Here is a 14,597-nt window from a genome sequence, read left to right as displayed (position 1 = left end):
GCGGGCACCGGGCTCCAGCAATGGCGTGATCGTCACTTGTGAGGGTGCCGCCGGCCACTGTTATATTTGCTTACATTTTTGCAACGACAGCCTCCCATGCCCACTCCACTCAAACGTCGCCTGCTGGTCTTCATCACCCTGGTGCTGCTGGTAGGCCTTGCCTTCCTGGCCCACTGGTACTTCAAGGGGCGCTTCTACGAGAGCACCGACAACGCCTACGTGCAAGGCGAGATCACCCGCATCTCCAGCCAACTGGGCGCGCGCATCGACGAGGTGCGGGTCGAGGACAACCAGCATGTGAGCAAGGGCGACCTGCTGGTGCGCCTGGAAGCCGCCGACTTCGAACTGGCCGTCGAGCGCGCCCGCGCCGCCCTGGCCACCCGCGAGGCGGAACTGGCCCAGGCGCGCAGCCGCCTGACCCAGCAAGGCAGCCTGATCGCTGCCGGCCAGGCCCAGGTCGCCGCCAACCAGGCCACCCTCGACCGCTCGCAGCTGGACCTCAACCGCGCCCAGGCCCTGCGCAAGCCCGGCTTCGTCTCCGAAGAGCGGGTCACCACCCTGTCGGCGGAAAGCCATGTCGCTCGCTCTCAAGTAGACAAGGCCCAGGCCGACCTCAAGGGGCAGCGCCAGCAGGTCGACGCCCTGAACGCCGAACTCAAGCGCCTCGACGCGCAGATCGCCAACGCCCGCGCCGACCTGGCCCAGGCCGAGCTGAACCTGACCCGCTGCGCGATCCACGCGCCGATCAGCGGCACCATCGGCCAGCGCAGCGCCCGCAACGGCCAGGTGGTGCAGGCCGGCGCCTACCTGCTGTCGATCGTCCCCGACGAGGACATCTGGGTGCAGGCCAACTTCAAGGAAACCCAGATCGGCCGGATGCACCCCGGCCAGCGCGCCGAATTGCTGTTCGACAGCTACCCCGACACCCCGATCGAAGGCCGCGTGAACAGCCTGTTCGCCGCCTCCGGCGCGCAGTTCAGCCTGCTGCCGCCGGACAACGCCACCGGCAACTTCACCAAGGTGGTGCAGCGCATTCCGGTCAAGCTGACCTTCGCCGCCGACAACCCGCTGCATGGGCGCATCCGCCCGGGCATGTCGGTCACAGCCACGGTCGACCTGCGCGATGGGGATGCGGATGGCCGGTGACGCGCTGCTGCGCCCCACCGCGGAGCCGACCCGGCGCGACTGGATCGCGGTGATGAGCGTGATGCTCGGCGCCTTCATGGCGGTGCTGGACATCCAGATCACCAACTCGTCACTCAAGGACATACAGGGCGCGCTGTCGGCAACCCTGGAAGAAGGCTCGTGGATCTCCACCTCCTACCTGGTGGCCGAGATCATCATGATCCCGCTGACCGCCTGGCTGGTGCAGCTGCTCTCCGCCCGGCGCCTGGCGGTGTGGGTGTCGCTGGGTTTTCTGGTGTCGTCGCTGCTGTGCTCGATGGCCTGGAACCTCGAGAGCATGATCGTGTTCCGCGCCCTGCAGGGCTTCACCGGCGGCGCGCTGATCCCGCTGGCCTTCACCCTGACGCTGATCAAGCTGCCCGAACACCACCGCGCCAAGGGCATGGCCATGTTCGCCATGACCGCCACCTTCGCCCCCTCCATCGGCCCGACCCTGGGCGGCTGGCTGACCGAGAACTGGGGCTGGGAATACATCTTCTACATCAACATCCCGCCGGGGCTGGTGATGATTGCCGGCCTGCTCTACGGGCTGGAGAAAAAGGAGGCGCACTGGGAGCTGCTCAAGAGCACCGACTACGCCGGCATCGTCACCCTCGGCCTGGGCCTGGGCTGCCTGCAGGTGTTTCTCGAGGAGGGGCATCGCAAGGACTGGCTGGAATCGAGCCTGATTGTCAGCCTGGGCAGCGTCGCCCTGCTCAGCCTGATCCTGTTCGTGATCCTGCAGTTCTCCCGCCCGAACCCGCTGATCAACCTGCGCATCCTCGGCAACCGCAACTTCGGCCTGTCGAGCATTGCCAGCCTGGGCATGGGCGTCGGCCTTTACGGGTCGATCTACCTGCTGCCGCTGTACCTGGCTCAGATCCAGGGCTACAACGCCCTGCAGATCGGCGAGGTGATCATGTGGATGGGCGTGCCGCAGCTGTTCCTGATCCCGCTAGTGCCGCAATTGATGAAGGTGATCCCGCCCAAGGTGCTGTGTGCCCTGGGCTTTTGCCTGTTCGGCGCGGCCAGCTTCGGCTCCGGGGTGCTCAACCCGGACTTCGCCGGCCCGCAGTTCAACCAGATCCAGGTGATCCGCGCCCTTGGCCAGCCGATGATCATGGTGACCATCTCGCTGATCGCCACGGCCTATATCCAGCCCCAGGACGCGGGTTCGGCGTCGAGCCTGTTCAACATCCTGCGCAACCTGGGCGGCGCCATCGGCATCGCCTTGCTGGCGACGCTGCTGGATGCGCGGACCAAGGAGTATTTCGACTACCTGCGCGAGGCACTGGTACCGAGTAACCCCCAGGTGGCGGAGCGGATGGCGCAGCTGGCCGAACGGCTGGGCAGTGATAGCGCGGCACTGGGCAAGCTGTCCGAGATTACCCACCAGCAGGCCTTGATCATGGCCTACAACGATGCCTTCCATTTTGTCGGGATCGGGCTGGCGGTGAGCATGTTGGCGGTGTTGCTGACGCGCACGTTGCCGCAGGGGTTGAAGGCGGGTGAGGCGCACTGAGGAGGCTCATATCACTGTAGGAGCGGCCTTGTGTCGCGAAAGGGGCGCGCAGCGGCCCCAGGTTCTGAGCCACCATCGAAATTGCCGGGGCTGCTGCGCAGCCCTTTCGCGACGCAAGGCCGCTCCCACAGGGGGACAGTTCCCTGCGCGACAGCGCAGCCCGACGGGCTGGACGATCTCCTACAGGGGTTGTGCAGGGGTTTAGCTGGCCAACAGCCGCTCGCGCAGCTTGCCGATCTCGTCGCGCAACTGCGCGGCGGCCTCGAATTCCAGGTCGCGGGCGAACTGGAACATTTTTTCTTCCAGCTGCTTGATGCGCTTGGTGATCTGCGCCGGGGTCTGCAGCTCGGCCTCGTAGCGCTCGGCCTCCTCCGCCGCCTTGGCCATGCCCTTGCGCTTCTTGCTACGTGCTCCCGGTACCGTGGCACCTTCCATGATGTCGGTGATGTCCTTGACCACACCCTTGGGCACGATGCCATTGGCTTCGTTGAACGCCACCTGCTTGGCCCGCCGCCGCTCGGTCTCGTCGATGGCGCGCTGCATGGAGCCGGTGATGTTGTCGGCGTAGAGGATCGCCTTGCCGTTGAGGTTGCGCGCTGCGCGGCCGATGGTCTGGATCAGCGAGCGCTCGGAGCGCAGGAAACCTTCCTTGTCGGCGTCGAGGATCGCCACCAGCGACACTTCGGGCATGTCCAGGCCCTCGCGCAGCAGGTTGATCCCCACCAGTACGTCGAAGGTGCCCAAGCGCAGGTCGCGGATGATCTCGACCCGCTCGACGGTGTCAATGTCCGAGTGCAGGTAGCGCACCCGCACATCGTGATCGGCCAGGTAATCGGTGAGGTCCTCGGCCATGCGCTTGGTCAGCGTGGTGGCCAGCACCCGCTCGCCCAGGGCCACGCGCTTGCCGATCTCCGACAGCAGGTCGTCCACCTGGGTGAGCGCCGGGCGCACCTCGACCTGCGGGTCGACCAGGCCGGTGGGGCGCACCACCTGTTCCACCACGCGGCCGGCGTGTTCGGCTTCATAAGGGCCGGGCGTTGCGGAAACGAAGATGGTCTGCGGGCTGACCGCCTCCCACTCGTCAAAGCGCATCGGCCGGTTGTCCAGGGCCGACGGCATGCGGAAACCGTACTCCACCAGCGTCTCCTTGCGTGAGCGGTCACCCTTGTACATGGCCCCGACCTGGGGAACGCTGACGTGGGACTCGTCGATCACCAGCAGCGCGTCATCCGGCAGGTAGTCGTAGAGCGTGGGCGGCGGCGCACCGGCCGGGCGCCCGGAGAGGTAGCGCGAGTAGTTCTCGATGCCGTTGCAGTAGCCCAGTTCGAGAATCATTTCCAGGTCGAAACGGGTGCGTTGCTCAAGCCGCTGGGCCTCCACCAGCTTGTTGTTCCGGTGCAGAAATTCAAGGCGCTCCTTGAGCTCCTCCTTGATGCCCTCCACCGCTTCCAGCAGCGTCTCTCGAGGGGTCACGTAGTGGCTCTTGGGGTAGAGGGTGAAGCGCGGCAGCTTGCGGATCACCTCGCCGGTCAGCGGGTCGAAGGCGGCGATGTTCTCCACCTCGTCGTCGAACAGCTCGATGCGGATCGCTTCCAGGTCCGATTCGGCCGGGAAGATGTCGATCACATCGCCGCGCACGCGGAAGGTGGCACGGGCGAAGTCCATCTCGTTGCGGGTGTACTGCAGGTCGGCCAGGCGCCGCAGCAGGGCGCGCTGGTCGAGCTTGTCGCCGCGATCGACGTGCAGGACCATCTTCAGGTACGTCTCGGGGCTGCCCAGGCCGTAAATGCACGACACGGTGGTGACGATGATCGCGTCGCGCCGCTCCAGCAGCGCCTTGGTCGCCGACAGGCGCATCTGCTCGATGTGATCGTTGATCGACGCGTCCTTCTCGATGAAGGTGTCCGACGACGGCACGTAGGCTTCGGGCTGGTAGTAGTCGTAGTAGGAGACGAAGTACTCCACCGCGTTGTTCGGGAAGAACGCCTTGAACTCGCCGTACAGCTGCGCCGCCAGGGTCTTGTTCGGGGCCAGCACCATGGTCGGGCGCTGCACCTGCTGGATGACGTTGGCGATGCTGAAGGTCTTGCCCGAGCCGGTCACCCCGAGCAGGGTCTGGTGCGACAGCCCTGCGTCGATGCCCTCGACCATCTGGCGGATGGCCTCGGGCTGGTCGCCGGCCGGCTGGAATCGGGTGACGAGCTGGAACTCGGACATGACGGACCTCGTGAATGTCGCGGCAACTGTAAATTTAGCCAGTAGTCTATACCCAAATGCGCGCCCCAGGCGCGGGATTCAAGCCCGACCTGTGAACGTTCATGTCTATGGACCGGGCAATTCGACCAATGGTCGAAAAATATTTGCGCAAACAGCCGGAAAAGCTGCGCCAGACTGTCGCAGTGACCGGTCGGTATCACTATACTGACTCCCCGTTTGTGCACCGCTTCAGTGCCTTCGGCTGGAGCGTGCCCCCCTATCACTCTCCTATCAGAGCCAAGGTAACAATGAGCCTGTTTTCCGCTGTCGAGCTGGCACCCCGCGACCCTATCCTGGGCCTCAACGAAGCATTCAACGCCGACCCACGCACCGACAAGGTGAACCTGGGCGTGGGCGTCTACTGCAATGAGGAAGGCCGCATCCCGCTGCTGCGCGCGGTGATCGAAGCCGAGACCGCCCGTGCCGCCCAGCACGCTTCGCGCGGCTACCTGCCGATCGACGGCATCGCCCAGTACGACCAGGCCGTGCAGAAGCTGATCTTCGGCGCCGAATCGCCACTGCTGGCGGCCGGGCGCGTGGTCACCGTGCAGGCCGTGGGCGGCACCGGTGCGCTTAAGATCGGCGCCGACTTCCTCAAGCGCCTGCAGCCGGGCGCCGTGGTCGCCATCAGCGACCCGAGCTGGGAAAACCACCGCGCGCTGTTCGAGAGCGCCGGCTTCCCGGTACAGACCTACCGTTACTACGACGCCGCCAGCCAAGACGTCAACCGCGCCGGCATGCTCGAGGACCTGAACGCACTGCCGAGCGGCTCGGTCATCGTCCTGCACGCCTGCTGCCACAACCCAACTGGCGTCGACCTGTCGCTGGACGACTGGAAGAACGTTCTGGAAGTGGTCAAGGCCAAGGGCCACATCCCGTTCCTGGACATGGCCTACCAGGGTTTCGGCGCCGGCATCGACGAAGACGCCTTCGCCGTGCGCCTGTTCGCCGAATCGGGTCTTGAGTTCTTCGTTTCCAGCTCGTTCTCCAAGTCGTTCTCGCTGTACGGCGAGCGCGTCGGCGCGCTGTCGATCGTCACCGCCTCGAAGGACGAGAGCACCCGCGTGCTGTCGCAGGTCAAGCGCGTAATCCGCACCACCTACTCCAACCCGCCGACCCACGGCGCCAGCATCGTCGCCGCCGTGCTCAACAGCCCCGAGCTGCGCCAGATGTGGGAAACCGAGCTGGCCGAGATGCGCGAGCGCATCCACGGCATGCGCAAGCAGATGGTCGAGCTGCTGGCCGAGTATGGCGCCAAGCGCGACTTCAGCTTCGTCGGTCGCCAGTGCGGCATGTTCTCCTACTCGGGCCTGACCGTGGAGCAAGTGGCGCGCCTGAAGAACGAGTTCGGCATCTACGCCCTGGACACCGGCCGCATCGCGGTCGCCGCGTTGAACCAGAGCAACATCCACGTGGTTACCAAGGCCATCGTCGAAGTGCTGTAACTGCTTGATTGTCTTGGGGGAAGCTTGACTTCCCTCAAGCAATGGGTAAGATACGCGCAGATTCCGCGATAGCTCAGTCGGTAGAGCAAATGACTGTTAATCATTGGGTCCCTGGTTCGAGTCCAGGTCGCGGAGCCAAACACTGAAAACCTCCAGATGCGCAAGCACTGGAGGTTTTTTCTTTTCAGGATCCGCCGCTTGTTTTCCGACTGCCCTGGACTATCGTCTGCCTGCGCACCCCGCGCAGCAACGACAGGGAGTCAACATGGACACCGTTCGCAATGCCCAGCAAGCCGTGGAAGTGGTTGCCGATCAATCCATCCTCGCCGCGCAGCAGAAGACGTTCGCGGTAGGCGGCTGCATCGTCGAGAATGCCACCGGCAAGGTGTTGAAGGCCATGCACAACAATGTGCTGATGCCCTACCCCGACAGCACCGCACAACCCCCGTTCCTGCCTCATGATCCGACAGCCCACGGCGAACGCCAGCTGGTGCAGTGGTACTACGACAATCGCCAGGCCCTGAACCTGCCGCCGCCCGGCGCGCTCACCGTGGTCACTACCCTGGATCCCTGCGCGATGTGCGCAGGCTCGCTGCTGACCGCCGGTTTCAATGTAGCGGTCAGCGCCATCGACACCTATGCCGGGGTCAACTACAACAGTCAGTTCGACTTCCCGACTCTGCCGCCGGAAGTGCGCCAGAAAGCCCAGCAAACCTGGGGCTACTACGCGGTAGACAAGCCTATCGATCGGCAGTACCAGGGCTCGACAGGCCCCGTCTTCGCGAATCAAACCATCGACGCGCGGGTATTCAGCCTGACCGGCTCGATCTTCGACGCCAGCGTCAACACGGTACGCGATGCGAGCAACAACAGTGGCCTGGCGCCTGACAAGCTGAAGAACCCGGCATCGCTGCCGGCCAACAGCGCGGTGCGCAAGGCATTGACCGAACTCAGCCCATGGGCATTGACGGTCAAGTTCGACAACCCGCGCATGCCGGGCGCGGCCTTGGCCAAGCCCCTGACGGAAACCGCTCGCCATGCCGACACGATGAATGCCGTGGCCTTGCTGGATCCGTTCGGCAACCTGCTGGCCTGCCTTGGCGGCCAGGAAAAGCAGTCGCCCATCCGCACGGCGTTCATGGAAACCACACGCCGTTATGCCCTGATGCGCTGGCAGTTGATGAACAGCAACGACCCGCAGGTCCGCGCCGAGGCGCAGCAGTACCTCACCCATCCCAAGTACGGCACGTTCGTCTTCCTGTACATCCCTGATCCGCGCACCAGTGAAGCAGTGATGACCTTCGGTGCGTATGGCTCGACCATGGAGGGGCCTGTGCCGCAGTCGTTCCCGTCCAACCTGCAATATGTGCTGCTGCACCCAGGTGTGACGCCGCAGGCCGTGGCGCAGCTGGCGCAGAAGCTGCCGCCCTTCTACACCCAGAGCGTTCAGGTCGCCCCCAGCCAGGTGCTGGACGACGCCCTGATCCAGGCTGCAAAGGGCGCGCTGTAACCCCTCGTTCACTTATTGGGACAGGGGCTCGGTCACTGGCCGCCCCTCGTCCACCAGGCTCCAGACCAGCAGTTTGGCCGGTTGGGTCTTGCTGGCATTGCGCGACACGCTGTGCACGGTGCCCGGCGCCTCGTACCAGAACTCGCCGGCCTTGTAGGTTTTCTCCGGTTCGTCGTTGAGCTTGGAGGTCACCGCCCCTTCCAGCACATAGGCCATGACCGCTCCCGGATGCTGATGGGCGGGCGACGCCTGGCCGGGGCCATAGCTGACCGTGAGCATCACGGCTTTCTTGCCGGGGGCGTTGGTGGGGAGCTGCTCTTGGAGAATCTTGACCTGGTCGGGCTTCTCGCCGTGGGCCCAGGTGGGTGACAACGGGGCGAGCAGGCCTAATGTCAGTAGGGCAATGGGCAGACGGATGGATCGCATGGGGTTTCTCCTGAGGGGTAATCTACCAGCAGGTTAAGCCCAGGGTTGTGAGGGACAAATGGCCAATTCGCGGAAAAAACGGGAGGCCGATTCCCGGTTTATCGTTTTTGCCGTTGCCGTTGCCGTTGCCGTTGCCGTTGCCGTTGCCGTTGCCGTTGCCGATCAAAAGTCTAGCGCCATACCCAACTAGCGACAGCTGCGTCAGCCCAGGCGCCGCCCGTACCTTCGCGACTTCAGGAGGCCGAACGCAGGTCTTGCGGAGGGAGGTGACGGGCATGGATGCCCGTCAAGCGCTGGGGCTCAGGATGGGCCCTGCAGCGCGGTCCTCCCGGGAGCAAGGCCGGAGTGAGGGGACCCGGAGCGCAGCGGAGGGCCGGATGAATGGAGCGCAGCGTTTTTTGGTTACTTTTTGTCGCGTTTGACAAAAAGTGACTCGCCGTAATGGCGAAAAGGTGACTATGCGTCGATATCGTAAATGAATGCGCTTACACCTGTAGAAACCCACACAGATCGCATTTGACTTTGACTTTGACTTTGACTTTGACTTTGACTTTGACTTTGACTTTGACTTTGACTTTGACTTTGACTTTGACTTTGACTTTGACTTTGACTTTGACTTTGACTTTGACTTTGACTTACAGAGCGTGTGTTTTTAAAGCTATATGCGCATTCATTTGCGATGTCGACGCATAGTCACCTTTTCGCCTTTACGGCGACCTTCTTTTGCACGCGGGCAAAAGAAGGCAAAAACCGCTGGCTCCATTCATCCGGCCCCTACGCTTCGCTCCGGGGTCCCCTCGCTCCGTTCTTGCTCCCGGGAGGACCGCGCTGAACGCCCCATCCTGGGGCGCAGCGCTTGACGGGCATCCATGCCCGTCACCTCCCTACGCAAGAACTCCGCTCGGCCTCCTGAAGTCGCAACTGGCGTCGCCTGAACCATCGCGCACTTAGAAGCAAGATCAAGATCAAGATCAAGATCAAGAAATATGAGTTGATGGCTGGGCTATTGTAGTTGTAATGATATGGAAATTCAGAAGCAAGTATTAGACATTACGTCCAATCGGATAAAACTCACCCCGACTCCAAACCCCAAGCCAAACTTCCCCATCAATCTCCCGTGCCACCGCCAGCTCCACCAACTGATAGAACACATTACGATGAATCAACGCTTCGAGGTTGCTGCGCATCAGCACATACGGAGAAGGCTCCTGGGTAACCGGATCAAGCTCGACCCGCAGCGGATGATCAGGCCCAGCCTCGACCTGATCGTCAACATTGCTGGTAAACCGCAGTACCTGCTGCTCCCCACTGCCCTCGACATCCAGCAGCACGGCAACAAACGGCGCGTCATCGACCCGGATCCCGACCTTCTCCACCGGCGTGACCAGGAAGTAGTCGTCCCCGTCACGCCGAATGATGGTGGAGAACAACCGCACCATCGGCTTGCGCCCGATCGGCGTCCCCAGGTAGTACCAGGTCCCGTCCCGGGCGATCCGCATGTCGATGTCACCGCAGAAATCCGGGTTCCACAGGTGCACCGGGGGCAGCCCCTTGTGCGCGGGGATCTGCGCCAGCAGATCGTTGGCCTTGCCGGAATCGCTCATGACGCGCTCGCTCAGTTGCTCATGCCCAGAAGACTACGAGCGTACTCGCGCATCGGCGCGGCAAGCAAATCCTGCGGCGTGTTGTCGTGGAACGTCAACAAACCGCCGCGGCTCTTGATGCGCGCGGTGTCGATCAGGTAGCGGGTGCTGGTCTCGATCAGCATCATCTGCACCACGCCACGGTCCCAGCCCAGGCGATCGACGGCCTGCTCGTCATACCATTCGTCACCGTTGCCGATGCGGTCGTCGGTGCGGGCGAAACGGGTGTACAGCACATAATCGGCACCCACCGCGCGGGCCTCGGCGATCGCATCTTCCAGACCCAGCGGGCCCTGGGCACGGCGCACCAGCGGGAAGTACTCGACGAAGCTCTTGAAGGCCTCCTCGGCCACCGCATTCTGCCGTGGCACCGGCCCCTTGCCCGGCGGCACGAACGCGCCCTGGCCGATGAAGATGAACGAGTCCGGCTGCAGACGGATCGACAGGGTACGGGTGGTGTCGCTGTGGTCCAGCAGGCCCGCATCACTCATGTGGTAACGGACGCCCTCGCCCATATCGCTGACATTCATGCAGCCGCCCAACGCCATCAGCGCCAGCAGCAAGACCAGGCTACGCATCTTTCCTCCAGAAACCGGTGACGAAAAACCGGCGAATAGCCGCAGGATGCAGCTTTTGCGCCAGAGTCAGCCGCCGATCACCTTCATCACCATCACATCGCCGGAAAACGCCACATCCTGCTTGTCCGCCAGGGCCTTCACCAGCAGCCGCTGCAGCGCCGGAAGTGCCTGATGGCGGGGCTTGTCGAGCAGGTCGCCGACAAAGTGACGGTTACTCGACGACAGGCAGCCATGCAGCCAGCCGGTGGACGACAGGCGCAGGCGCGAACAGGTGCGGCAGAACGGCACGCTCTCGTTGGCGATCACGCCGAAATGGCCCTTGCCGGGAATGCGGTAGCGCAGGGCCGTGGCATCCAGCGGGCGCGGCGCCTGCTCATAGCTGTGTGACTGACCGATCAAGGCCAGCAATTGCTCAAGGCCGACGAACTGCTGCAGGAAGGCATTACCGTCGCGTGCCAGGTGGCCCATGCGCATCAGCTCGATGAAGCGCAGCTCATAGCCGCGTTCGAGGCAGTAGTCGAGCAAAGGCAGTACCTGGTCGAGGTTCTGCCCGCGCATGGGCACCATGTTGACCTTGATCGCCATGCCCGCGGCGCTGGCCTGCTCCATGCCCGCCAAGACGCTGGCCAGGTCGCCACCCCGGGCGATCCGGCGAAAGGCTGTGGCGTCGAGGGTGTCGAGCGAAACGTTGAGCCGGCGAATGCCGGCATCACGCAGCAGCGGCAGCTTGCGGATGAGCAACTGGCCGTTGGTGGTCAGGCTGATATCTTCCAGCCCCAGGCCCGCCACCGCGCCGAGAAAGGCTTCCAGTCGCGGGCTGACCAGCGGCTCGCCGCCGGTGATGCGCAGCCGTTCGACCCCGGCCGCCTCCACCAGATAAGCCACGCCTCGGGCCAGGGCATCCGCCGTGAGCTCGTCCTGCGCCGCGACCAGGCGCTTGCCATCGGGCACGCAGTAGGTGCAGGCATAGTTGCAGGCAGCAGTCAGGCTGACGCGCAGGTTGCGAAAGCGCCTGCCTTGACGATCGACGATCATGGATGACTCCGGCATGGAAGATTCTGGCGGGCAAAACCTGACTCAAAAATCAGGTTTTTGCAAGCCTTCCCGTCGAAGCCTGGAGGGAAAGCGCCCACCGGATGTGCGGCGGGCGCTGCTTGAACGGCTTTAGTTCGCGGCTTCCGGGTCGCGCTTGCGCTTGTTGCCCATGCGCACGCCGATGTCCATGAGGAACTGGAAGAAACCTTCCTGATCCTCGAGCACATTGCTCCAGAACGGGGAGTGGTACAGCGCCACCGCGCCATGGACCAGCGCCCAGGCCGCACAGTAGTGGAAGTACGGCGGCACGTCCTCGAGCTTGCCCTCGCTGATGCGCCCCTTGATCAGCTGGGTGAGGCGATCGAAGTTGGAGGCGCGGATGCTGTGCAACTGCTCGACCATTTCCGGCACCTGGTTGCCCTTGACCACCTTCTCTTCCAGGCGGTCGAACAGCCGGTAGCGCTGCGGGTCGCGCATACGGAACTCGAAGTAGGCACGCGACAGGGCTTCCTTGTCGCGGTCGACGTCAGCCGAATGCAATAGCGCGTTCAGGTCGCGCTCGTAGTCGAGCATCAGGCGCAGGTAGATCTCCGCCTTGGACTTGAAGTGCTTGTAGATCGTGCCTTTGCCGATGCCCACGGCGTCGGCGATCATCTCGACGGTGACGCTGTCTTCACCCTGTTCGAGAAACAGCTTGAGCGCCGTGTCGAGGATCTCTTGTTCGCGACGGCGAAACTCACGGACCTTGCGAGGTTCTTTCTGCATAAAGAAGGACTGGGATGACAATCGAAGCGGATTATTATGCCTAACTGGCGGCAAATTGCACGGATCTTCCAACCATGTCTGTGTTTCTTGATGAGTTCGAGCAGGCGCCGGGCCTGTGCTACCTGAATCACGCGGCGATCGCCCCCTGGCCGCGCCGGGCCGCCGAGGCCGTGGCGCGCTTCGCCCGCGAAAACGTGCGCCTGGGCGCCCGCGAGTATCCGGCCTGGCTAGCCACCGAGCGGCGCCTGCGCGAGCGCCTGGCACACCTGCTGAATGCGCCCAGCACCGGCGACATCGCCCTGGTGGGCAACACCTCCCAGGCGCTGTCGCTGGTGGCCTTCGGCCTGGACTGGCGGCAGGGTGACCAGGTCGTCATCAGCAATGAGGAGTTCCCCTCCAACCGCGTGGTCTGGCAGGCCCTGGCCGACCGTGGGGTCGAGGTTGTCGAGGCAAGCCTGGCCGGCGCCGACCCGGAAGCGGCGCTGATCGCCGTCTGCGGCCCGCGGACGCGGTTGCTGGCGGTCAGCGCCGTGCAGTTCGCCAGCGGCCTGCGCCTGGACCTGGCACGCCTGGGCGCCGCCTGCCGCCCGCGCGGCGTGCTGTTCTGCGTCGACGCGATCCAGCAGATCGGCGCCCTGCCCTTCGATGTGCAGCGCTACCAATGCGACTTCGCCATGGCCGACGGCCACAAGTGGATGCTCGGCCCCGAGGGGCTGGGGGTGTTCTATTGCCGCAGCGAGCTGCGCCGACAGTTGAAGCTGCATGCCTATGGCTGGCACATGCTGGATCATCTCGGCGACTTCGAGCGCCGCCAGTGGCAACCGGCGCGCAGCGCGCGGCGCTTCGAGTGTGGCAGCCCGAACATGCTCGGCGCCTGCGCGCTGGAGGCCAGCCTGTCGCTGCTGGAGGAGGTTGGCATGACGGTGGTCGCCGAACAGCTGGGGCAGCGGGTCGAGCAGTTGCATCAAGGGCTGACGACCATCCCCGGGGCGCAGTTGCATAGCCCGGATGATCCTTCACGGCGGGCCGGCATCGTCAGTTTCAGCCTGGATGGTCATGCCAACACCGACATTTATCGGGCCCTGAGCAAAAACGGGGTGATGTGCGCCGTACGCGGCCCCGGGGTACGGTTTTCCCCACATTTCTATACCGACCGCCGCCTGATCGAAGAAGTACTGCGACAGGTCCGACAGATTGCCATGCGTTGAACGCGCAAGGGACTGCGGACGTATTCCAAATCTGTTTAAAAAACGATCAATCACTGCTGGCGGGGCGCCAATCCTGGCCAATACTTGAAGTGTTGGCGCGGCGCATCCCCCCAAGTGTCGTGCCGATAAAGGTGCCCAGGGACCGTGTGCCTTTGTTTTACTCCTAATGGTCTTAACCCGGATTCCCCCCCCAGAACCCGGGTTTTTTTTGCCCGGTTCGGGAGCAAGCGCACAGCGACCTCAGGCCACCCTTGCCAGCGGGAACAGTCGCTTGAAGTTGCTGGTCGTCTGCGCGGCCAGCTGCTCGTAGCTCACCCCACGCAACGACGCCACATACTCGGCCACTTCCCGCACGTACTGCGGCAGGTTCGGCTTGCCGCGATGCGGGATCGGTGCCAGGTACGGCGAGTCGGTCTCCACCAGCAGGCGATCCACCGGTACCTGCCGGGCCACCTCGCGCAGGGCGTCGGCATTGCGGAAGGTGACGATGCCGGACAGCGAGATGTAATAGCCCAGGTCCAGCGCGGCCTTGGCCATCGGCCAGTCCTCGGTGAAGCAGTGCAGCACCCCGGCCTGAGGCAGGCTGGCCTCGCGCAGCAGCGCCAGGGTGTCCTCACGGGCCGCCCGGGTGTGCACGATGACCGGCTTGCCGGTCTGGCGCGAGGCCTCCAGGTGCAGGCGGAACGAGGCCTGCTGCAACTCGGCGGCCTCCGGCTCGTAGTGGTAGTCCAGCCCGGTCTCGCCGATGGCCACCACGTGCGGGTGAGCCAGTTCGCGTAACAGCCACTCCAGGGCCGGCGTCTCGCCCGGCGCCAGGTCGAGCGGGTGCACGCCCACCGAGCAATCCACGTCGGCGTAGCGCTCGCTCAGCGCCTTGACCGCGCCGGCGTTCTCGGCGCTCACGCCGATGCACAGGAAGTGCCCTACCCCCCGCTCACGGGCCGCCTGCAGGGCGGCGTCGAGGGAGCCCTGGTGGGCGCTCAGGTCGAGACGGTCGAGGTGGCAATGGGAATCTACGAGCATGGGAACACGACACACATGAATG

12 protein-coding genes and 1 tRNA gene are annotated in these 14,597 nt (G+C 64.0%); 6 read left to right on the top strand and 7 right to left on the bottom strand.

Features of this window, described 5'->3' with window-relative positions; genetic code table 11:
- The first annotated feature begins 96 nt into the window (after window positions 1-96).
- Together DMX06_RS21975 and DMX06_RS21970 are read left to right on the top strand one after the other, a co-directional pair.
- Window positions 97-1,146 (top strand): HlyD family secretion protein, encoded by a 1,050-nt coding sequence (locus DMX06_RS21975; RefSeq protein WP_110739332.1) that lies wholly within the window; start codon window positions 97-99, stop codon window positions 1,144-1,146.
- A gap of 49 nt (window positions 1,147-1,195) precedes the next feature.
- Window positions 1,196-2,686, top strand: a complete 1,491-nt coding sequence (locus tag DMX06_RS21970) for an MDR family MFS transporter (protein WP_181427877.1) — start codon at window positions 1,196-1,198, stop codon at window positions 2,684-2,686.
- 201 nt (window positions 2,687-2,887) lie between these two features.
- Here DMX06_RS21970 and uvrB read toward each other — a convergent pair whose 3' ends face one another.
- Complete coding sequence (uvrB, locus tag DMX06_RS21965; protein ID WP_110739330.1) at window positions 2,888-4,903, bottom strand: excinuclease ABC subunit UvrB; 2,016 nt, start codon at window positions 4,901-4,903, stop codon at window positions 2,888-2,890.
- 287 nt (window positions 4,904-5,190) lie between these two features.
- Here uvrB and DMX06_RS21960 point away from each other — a divergent pair, with 287 nt between their 5' ends.
- The 3 genes from DMX06_RS21960 (at window position 5,191) to DMX06_RS21950 (ending at window position 7,897) form a co-directional block, all read left to right on the top strand.
- Window positions 5,191-6,387 (top strand): amino acid aminotransferase, encoded by a 1,197-nt coding sequence (locus DMX06_RS21960; protein WP_110739329.1) that lies wholly within the window; start codon window positions 5,191-5,193, stop codon window positions 6,385-6,387.
- A gap of 62 nt (window positions 6,388-6,449) precedes the next feature.
- A tRNA-Asn gene (locus DMX06_RS21955) sits at window positions 6,450-6,525 on the top strand.
- Window positions 6,526-6,652: 127 nt separating this feature from the next.
- Window positions 6,653-7,897: a nucleoside deaminase gene (locus DMX06_RS21950; protein ID WP_110739328.1), complete on the top strand. Its 1,245-nt coding sequence runs from the start codon at window positions 6,653-6,655 to the stop codon at window positions 7,895-7,897.
- Between the two features lie 12 nt (window positions 7,898-7,909).
- On the opposite strand, the gene DMX06_RS21945 is transcribed toward DMX06_RS21950, so the two are convergent.
- From DMX06_RS21945 to DMX06_RS21925, 5 genes are all read right to left on the bottom strand, one after another.
- Entirely contained in the window at window positions 7,910-8,323 is a 414-nt protein-coding gene (locus tag DMX06_RS21945; RefSeq protein WP_110739327.1) for a cupin domain-containing protein, read from the bottom strand.
- A 1,043-nt stretch (window positions 8,324-9,366) separates the two neighbouring features.
- On the bottom strand, window positions 9,367-9,927 hold the full coding sequence (locus DMX06_RS21940; protein WP_110739326.1) for a DUF1285 domain-containing protein: 561 nt from the start codon (window positions 9,925-9,927) through the stop codon (window positions 9,367-9,369).
- 11 nt (window positions 9,928-9,938) lie between these two features.
- Window positions 9,939-10,544 (bottom strand): DUF4823 domain-containing protein, encoded by a 606-nt coding sequence (locus DMX06_RS21935; protein WP_028691000.1) that lies wholly within the window; start codon window positions 10,542-10,544, stop codon window positions 9,939-9,941.
- A 66-nt stretch (window positions 10,545-10,610) separates the two neighbouring features.
- Window positions 10,611-11,579 (bottom strand): GTP 3',8-cyclase MoaA, encoded by a 969-nt coding sequence (locus DMX06_RS21930; protein WP_110739325.1) that lies wholly within the window; start codon window positions 11,577-11,579, stop codon window positions 10,611-10,613.
- 129 nt (window positions 11,580-11,708) lie between these two features.
- Window positions 11,709-12,344: a TetR/AcrR family transcriptional regulator gene (locus DMX06_RS21925; protein ID WP_110638337.1), complete on the bottom strand. Its 636-nt coding sequence runs from the start codon at window positions 12,342-12,344 to the stop codon at window positions 11,709-11,711.
- Between the two features lie 74 nt (window positions 12,345-12,418).
- Here DMX06_RS21925 and DMX06_RS21920 point away from each other — a divergent pair, with 74 nt between their 5' ends.
- Window positions 12,419-13,552 carry an aminotransferase class V-fold PLP-dependent enzyme gene (locus DMX06_RS21920; RefSeq protein ID WP_110739324.1) on the top strand — a complete coding sequence of 378 codons (1,134 nt, stop codon included), beginning with the start codon at window positions 12,419-12,421 and terminating at the stop codon, window positions 13,550-13,552.
- Window positions 13,553-13,792: 240 nt separating this feature from the next.
- Here DMX06_RS21920 and DMX06_RS21915 read toward each other — a convergent pair whose 3' ends face one another.
- The gene (locus DMX06_RS21915; RefSeq protein WP_110739323.1) at window positions 13,793-14,575 is read right to left on the bottom strand and encodes a TatD family hydrolase; all 783 of its coding nucleotides are present in this window, start codon (window positions 14,573-14,575) and stop codon (window positions 13,793-13,795) included.
- Window positions 14,576-14,597 lie beyond the last annotated feature (22 nt).

This window comes from Pseudomonas mosselii, assembly GCF_003205295.1.
GTDB classification, from domain to species: domain Bacteria; phylum Pseudomonadota; class Gammaproteobacteria; order Pseudomonadales; family Pseudomonadaceae; genus Aquipseudomonas; species Aquipseudomonas mosselii_B.
Note: the sequence above shows the minus strand (reverse complement) of the source record. Positions and strands in the feature narration are given on the sequence as shown.

What these genes read in the sequence shown, in the direction of transcription:
- DMX06_RS21920 (WP_110739324.1), top strand. Translation starts at nt 12,419, where the DNA reads ATGTCTGTGTTTCTTGATGAGTTCGAGCAGGCGCCGGGCCTGTGCTAC.
- DMX06_RS21925 (WP_110638337.1), bottom strand. Translation starts at nt 12,344, where the DNA reads ATGCAGAAAGAACCTCGCAAGGTCCGTGAGTTTCGCCGTCGCGAACAA.
- DMX06_RS21975 (WP_110739332.1), top strand. Translation starts at nt 97, where the DNA reads ATGCCCACTCCACTCAAACGTCGCCTGCTGGTCTTCATCACCCTGGTG.
- DMX06_RS21940 (WP_110739326.1), bottom strand. Translation starts at nt 9,927, where the DNA reads ATGAGCGATTCCGGCAAGGCCAACGATCTGCTGGCGCAGATCCCCGCG.
- DMX06_RS21935 (WP_028691000.1), bottom strand. Translation starts at nt 10,544, where the DNA reads ATGCGTAGCCTGGTCTTGCTGCTGGCGCTGATGGCGTTGGGCGGCTGC.
- DMX06_RS21960 (WP_110739329.1), top strand. Translation starts at nt 5,191, where the DNA reads ATGAGCCTGTTTTCCGCTGTCGAGCTGGCACCCCGCGACCCTATCCTG.
- DMX06_RS21945 (WP_110739327.1), bottom strand. Translation starts at nt 8,323, where the DNA reads ATGCGATCCATCCGTCTGCCCATTGCCCTACTGACATTAGGCCTGCTC.
- DMX06_RS21950 (WP_110739328.1), top strand. Translation starts at nt 6,653, where the DNA reads ATGGACACCGTTCGCAATGCCCAGCAAGCCGTGGAAGTGGTTGCCGAT.
- DMX06_RS21915 (WP_110739323.1), bottom strand. Translation starts at nt 14,575, where the DNA reads ATGCTCGTAGATTCCCATTGCCACCTCGACCGTCTCGACCTGAGCGCC.
- DMX06_RS21930 (WP_110739325.1), bottom strand. Translation starts at nt 11,579, where the DNA reads ATGATCGTCGATCGTCAAGGCAGGCGCTTTCGCAACCTGCGCGTCAGC.
- uvrB (WP_110739330.1), bottom strand. Translation starts at nt 4,903, where the DNA reads ATGTCCGAGTTCCAGCTCGTCACCCGATTCCAGCCGGCCGGCGACCAG.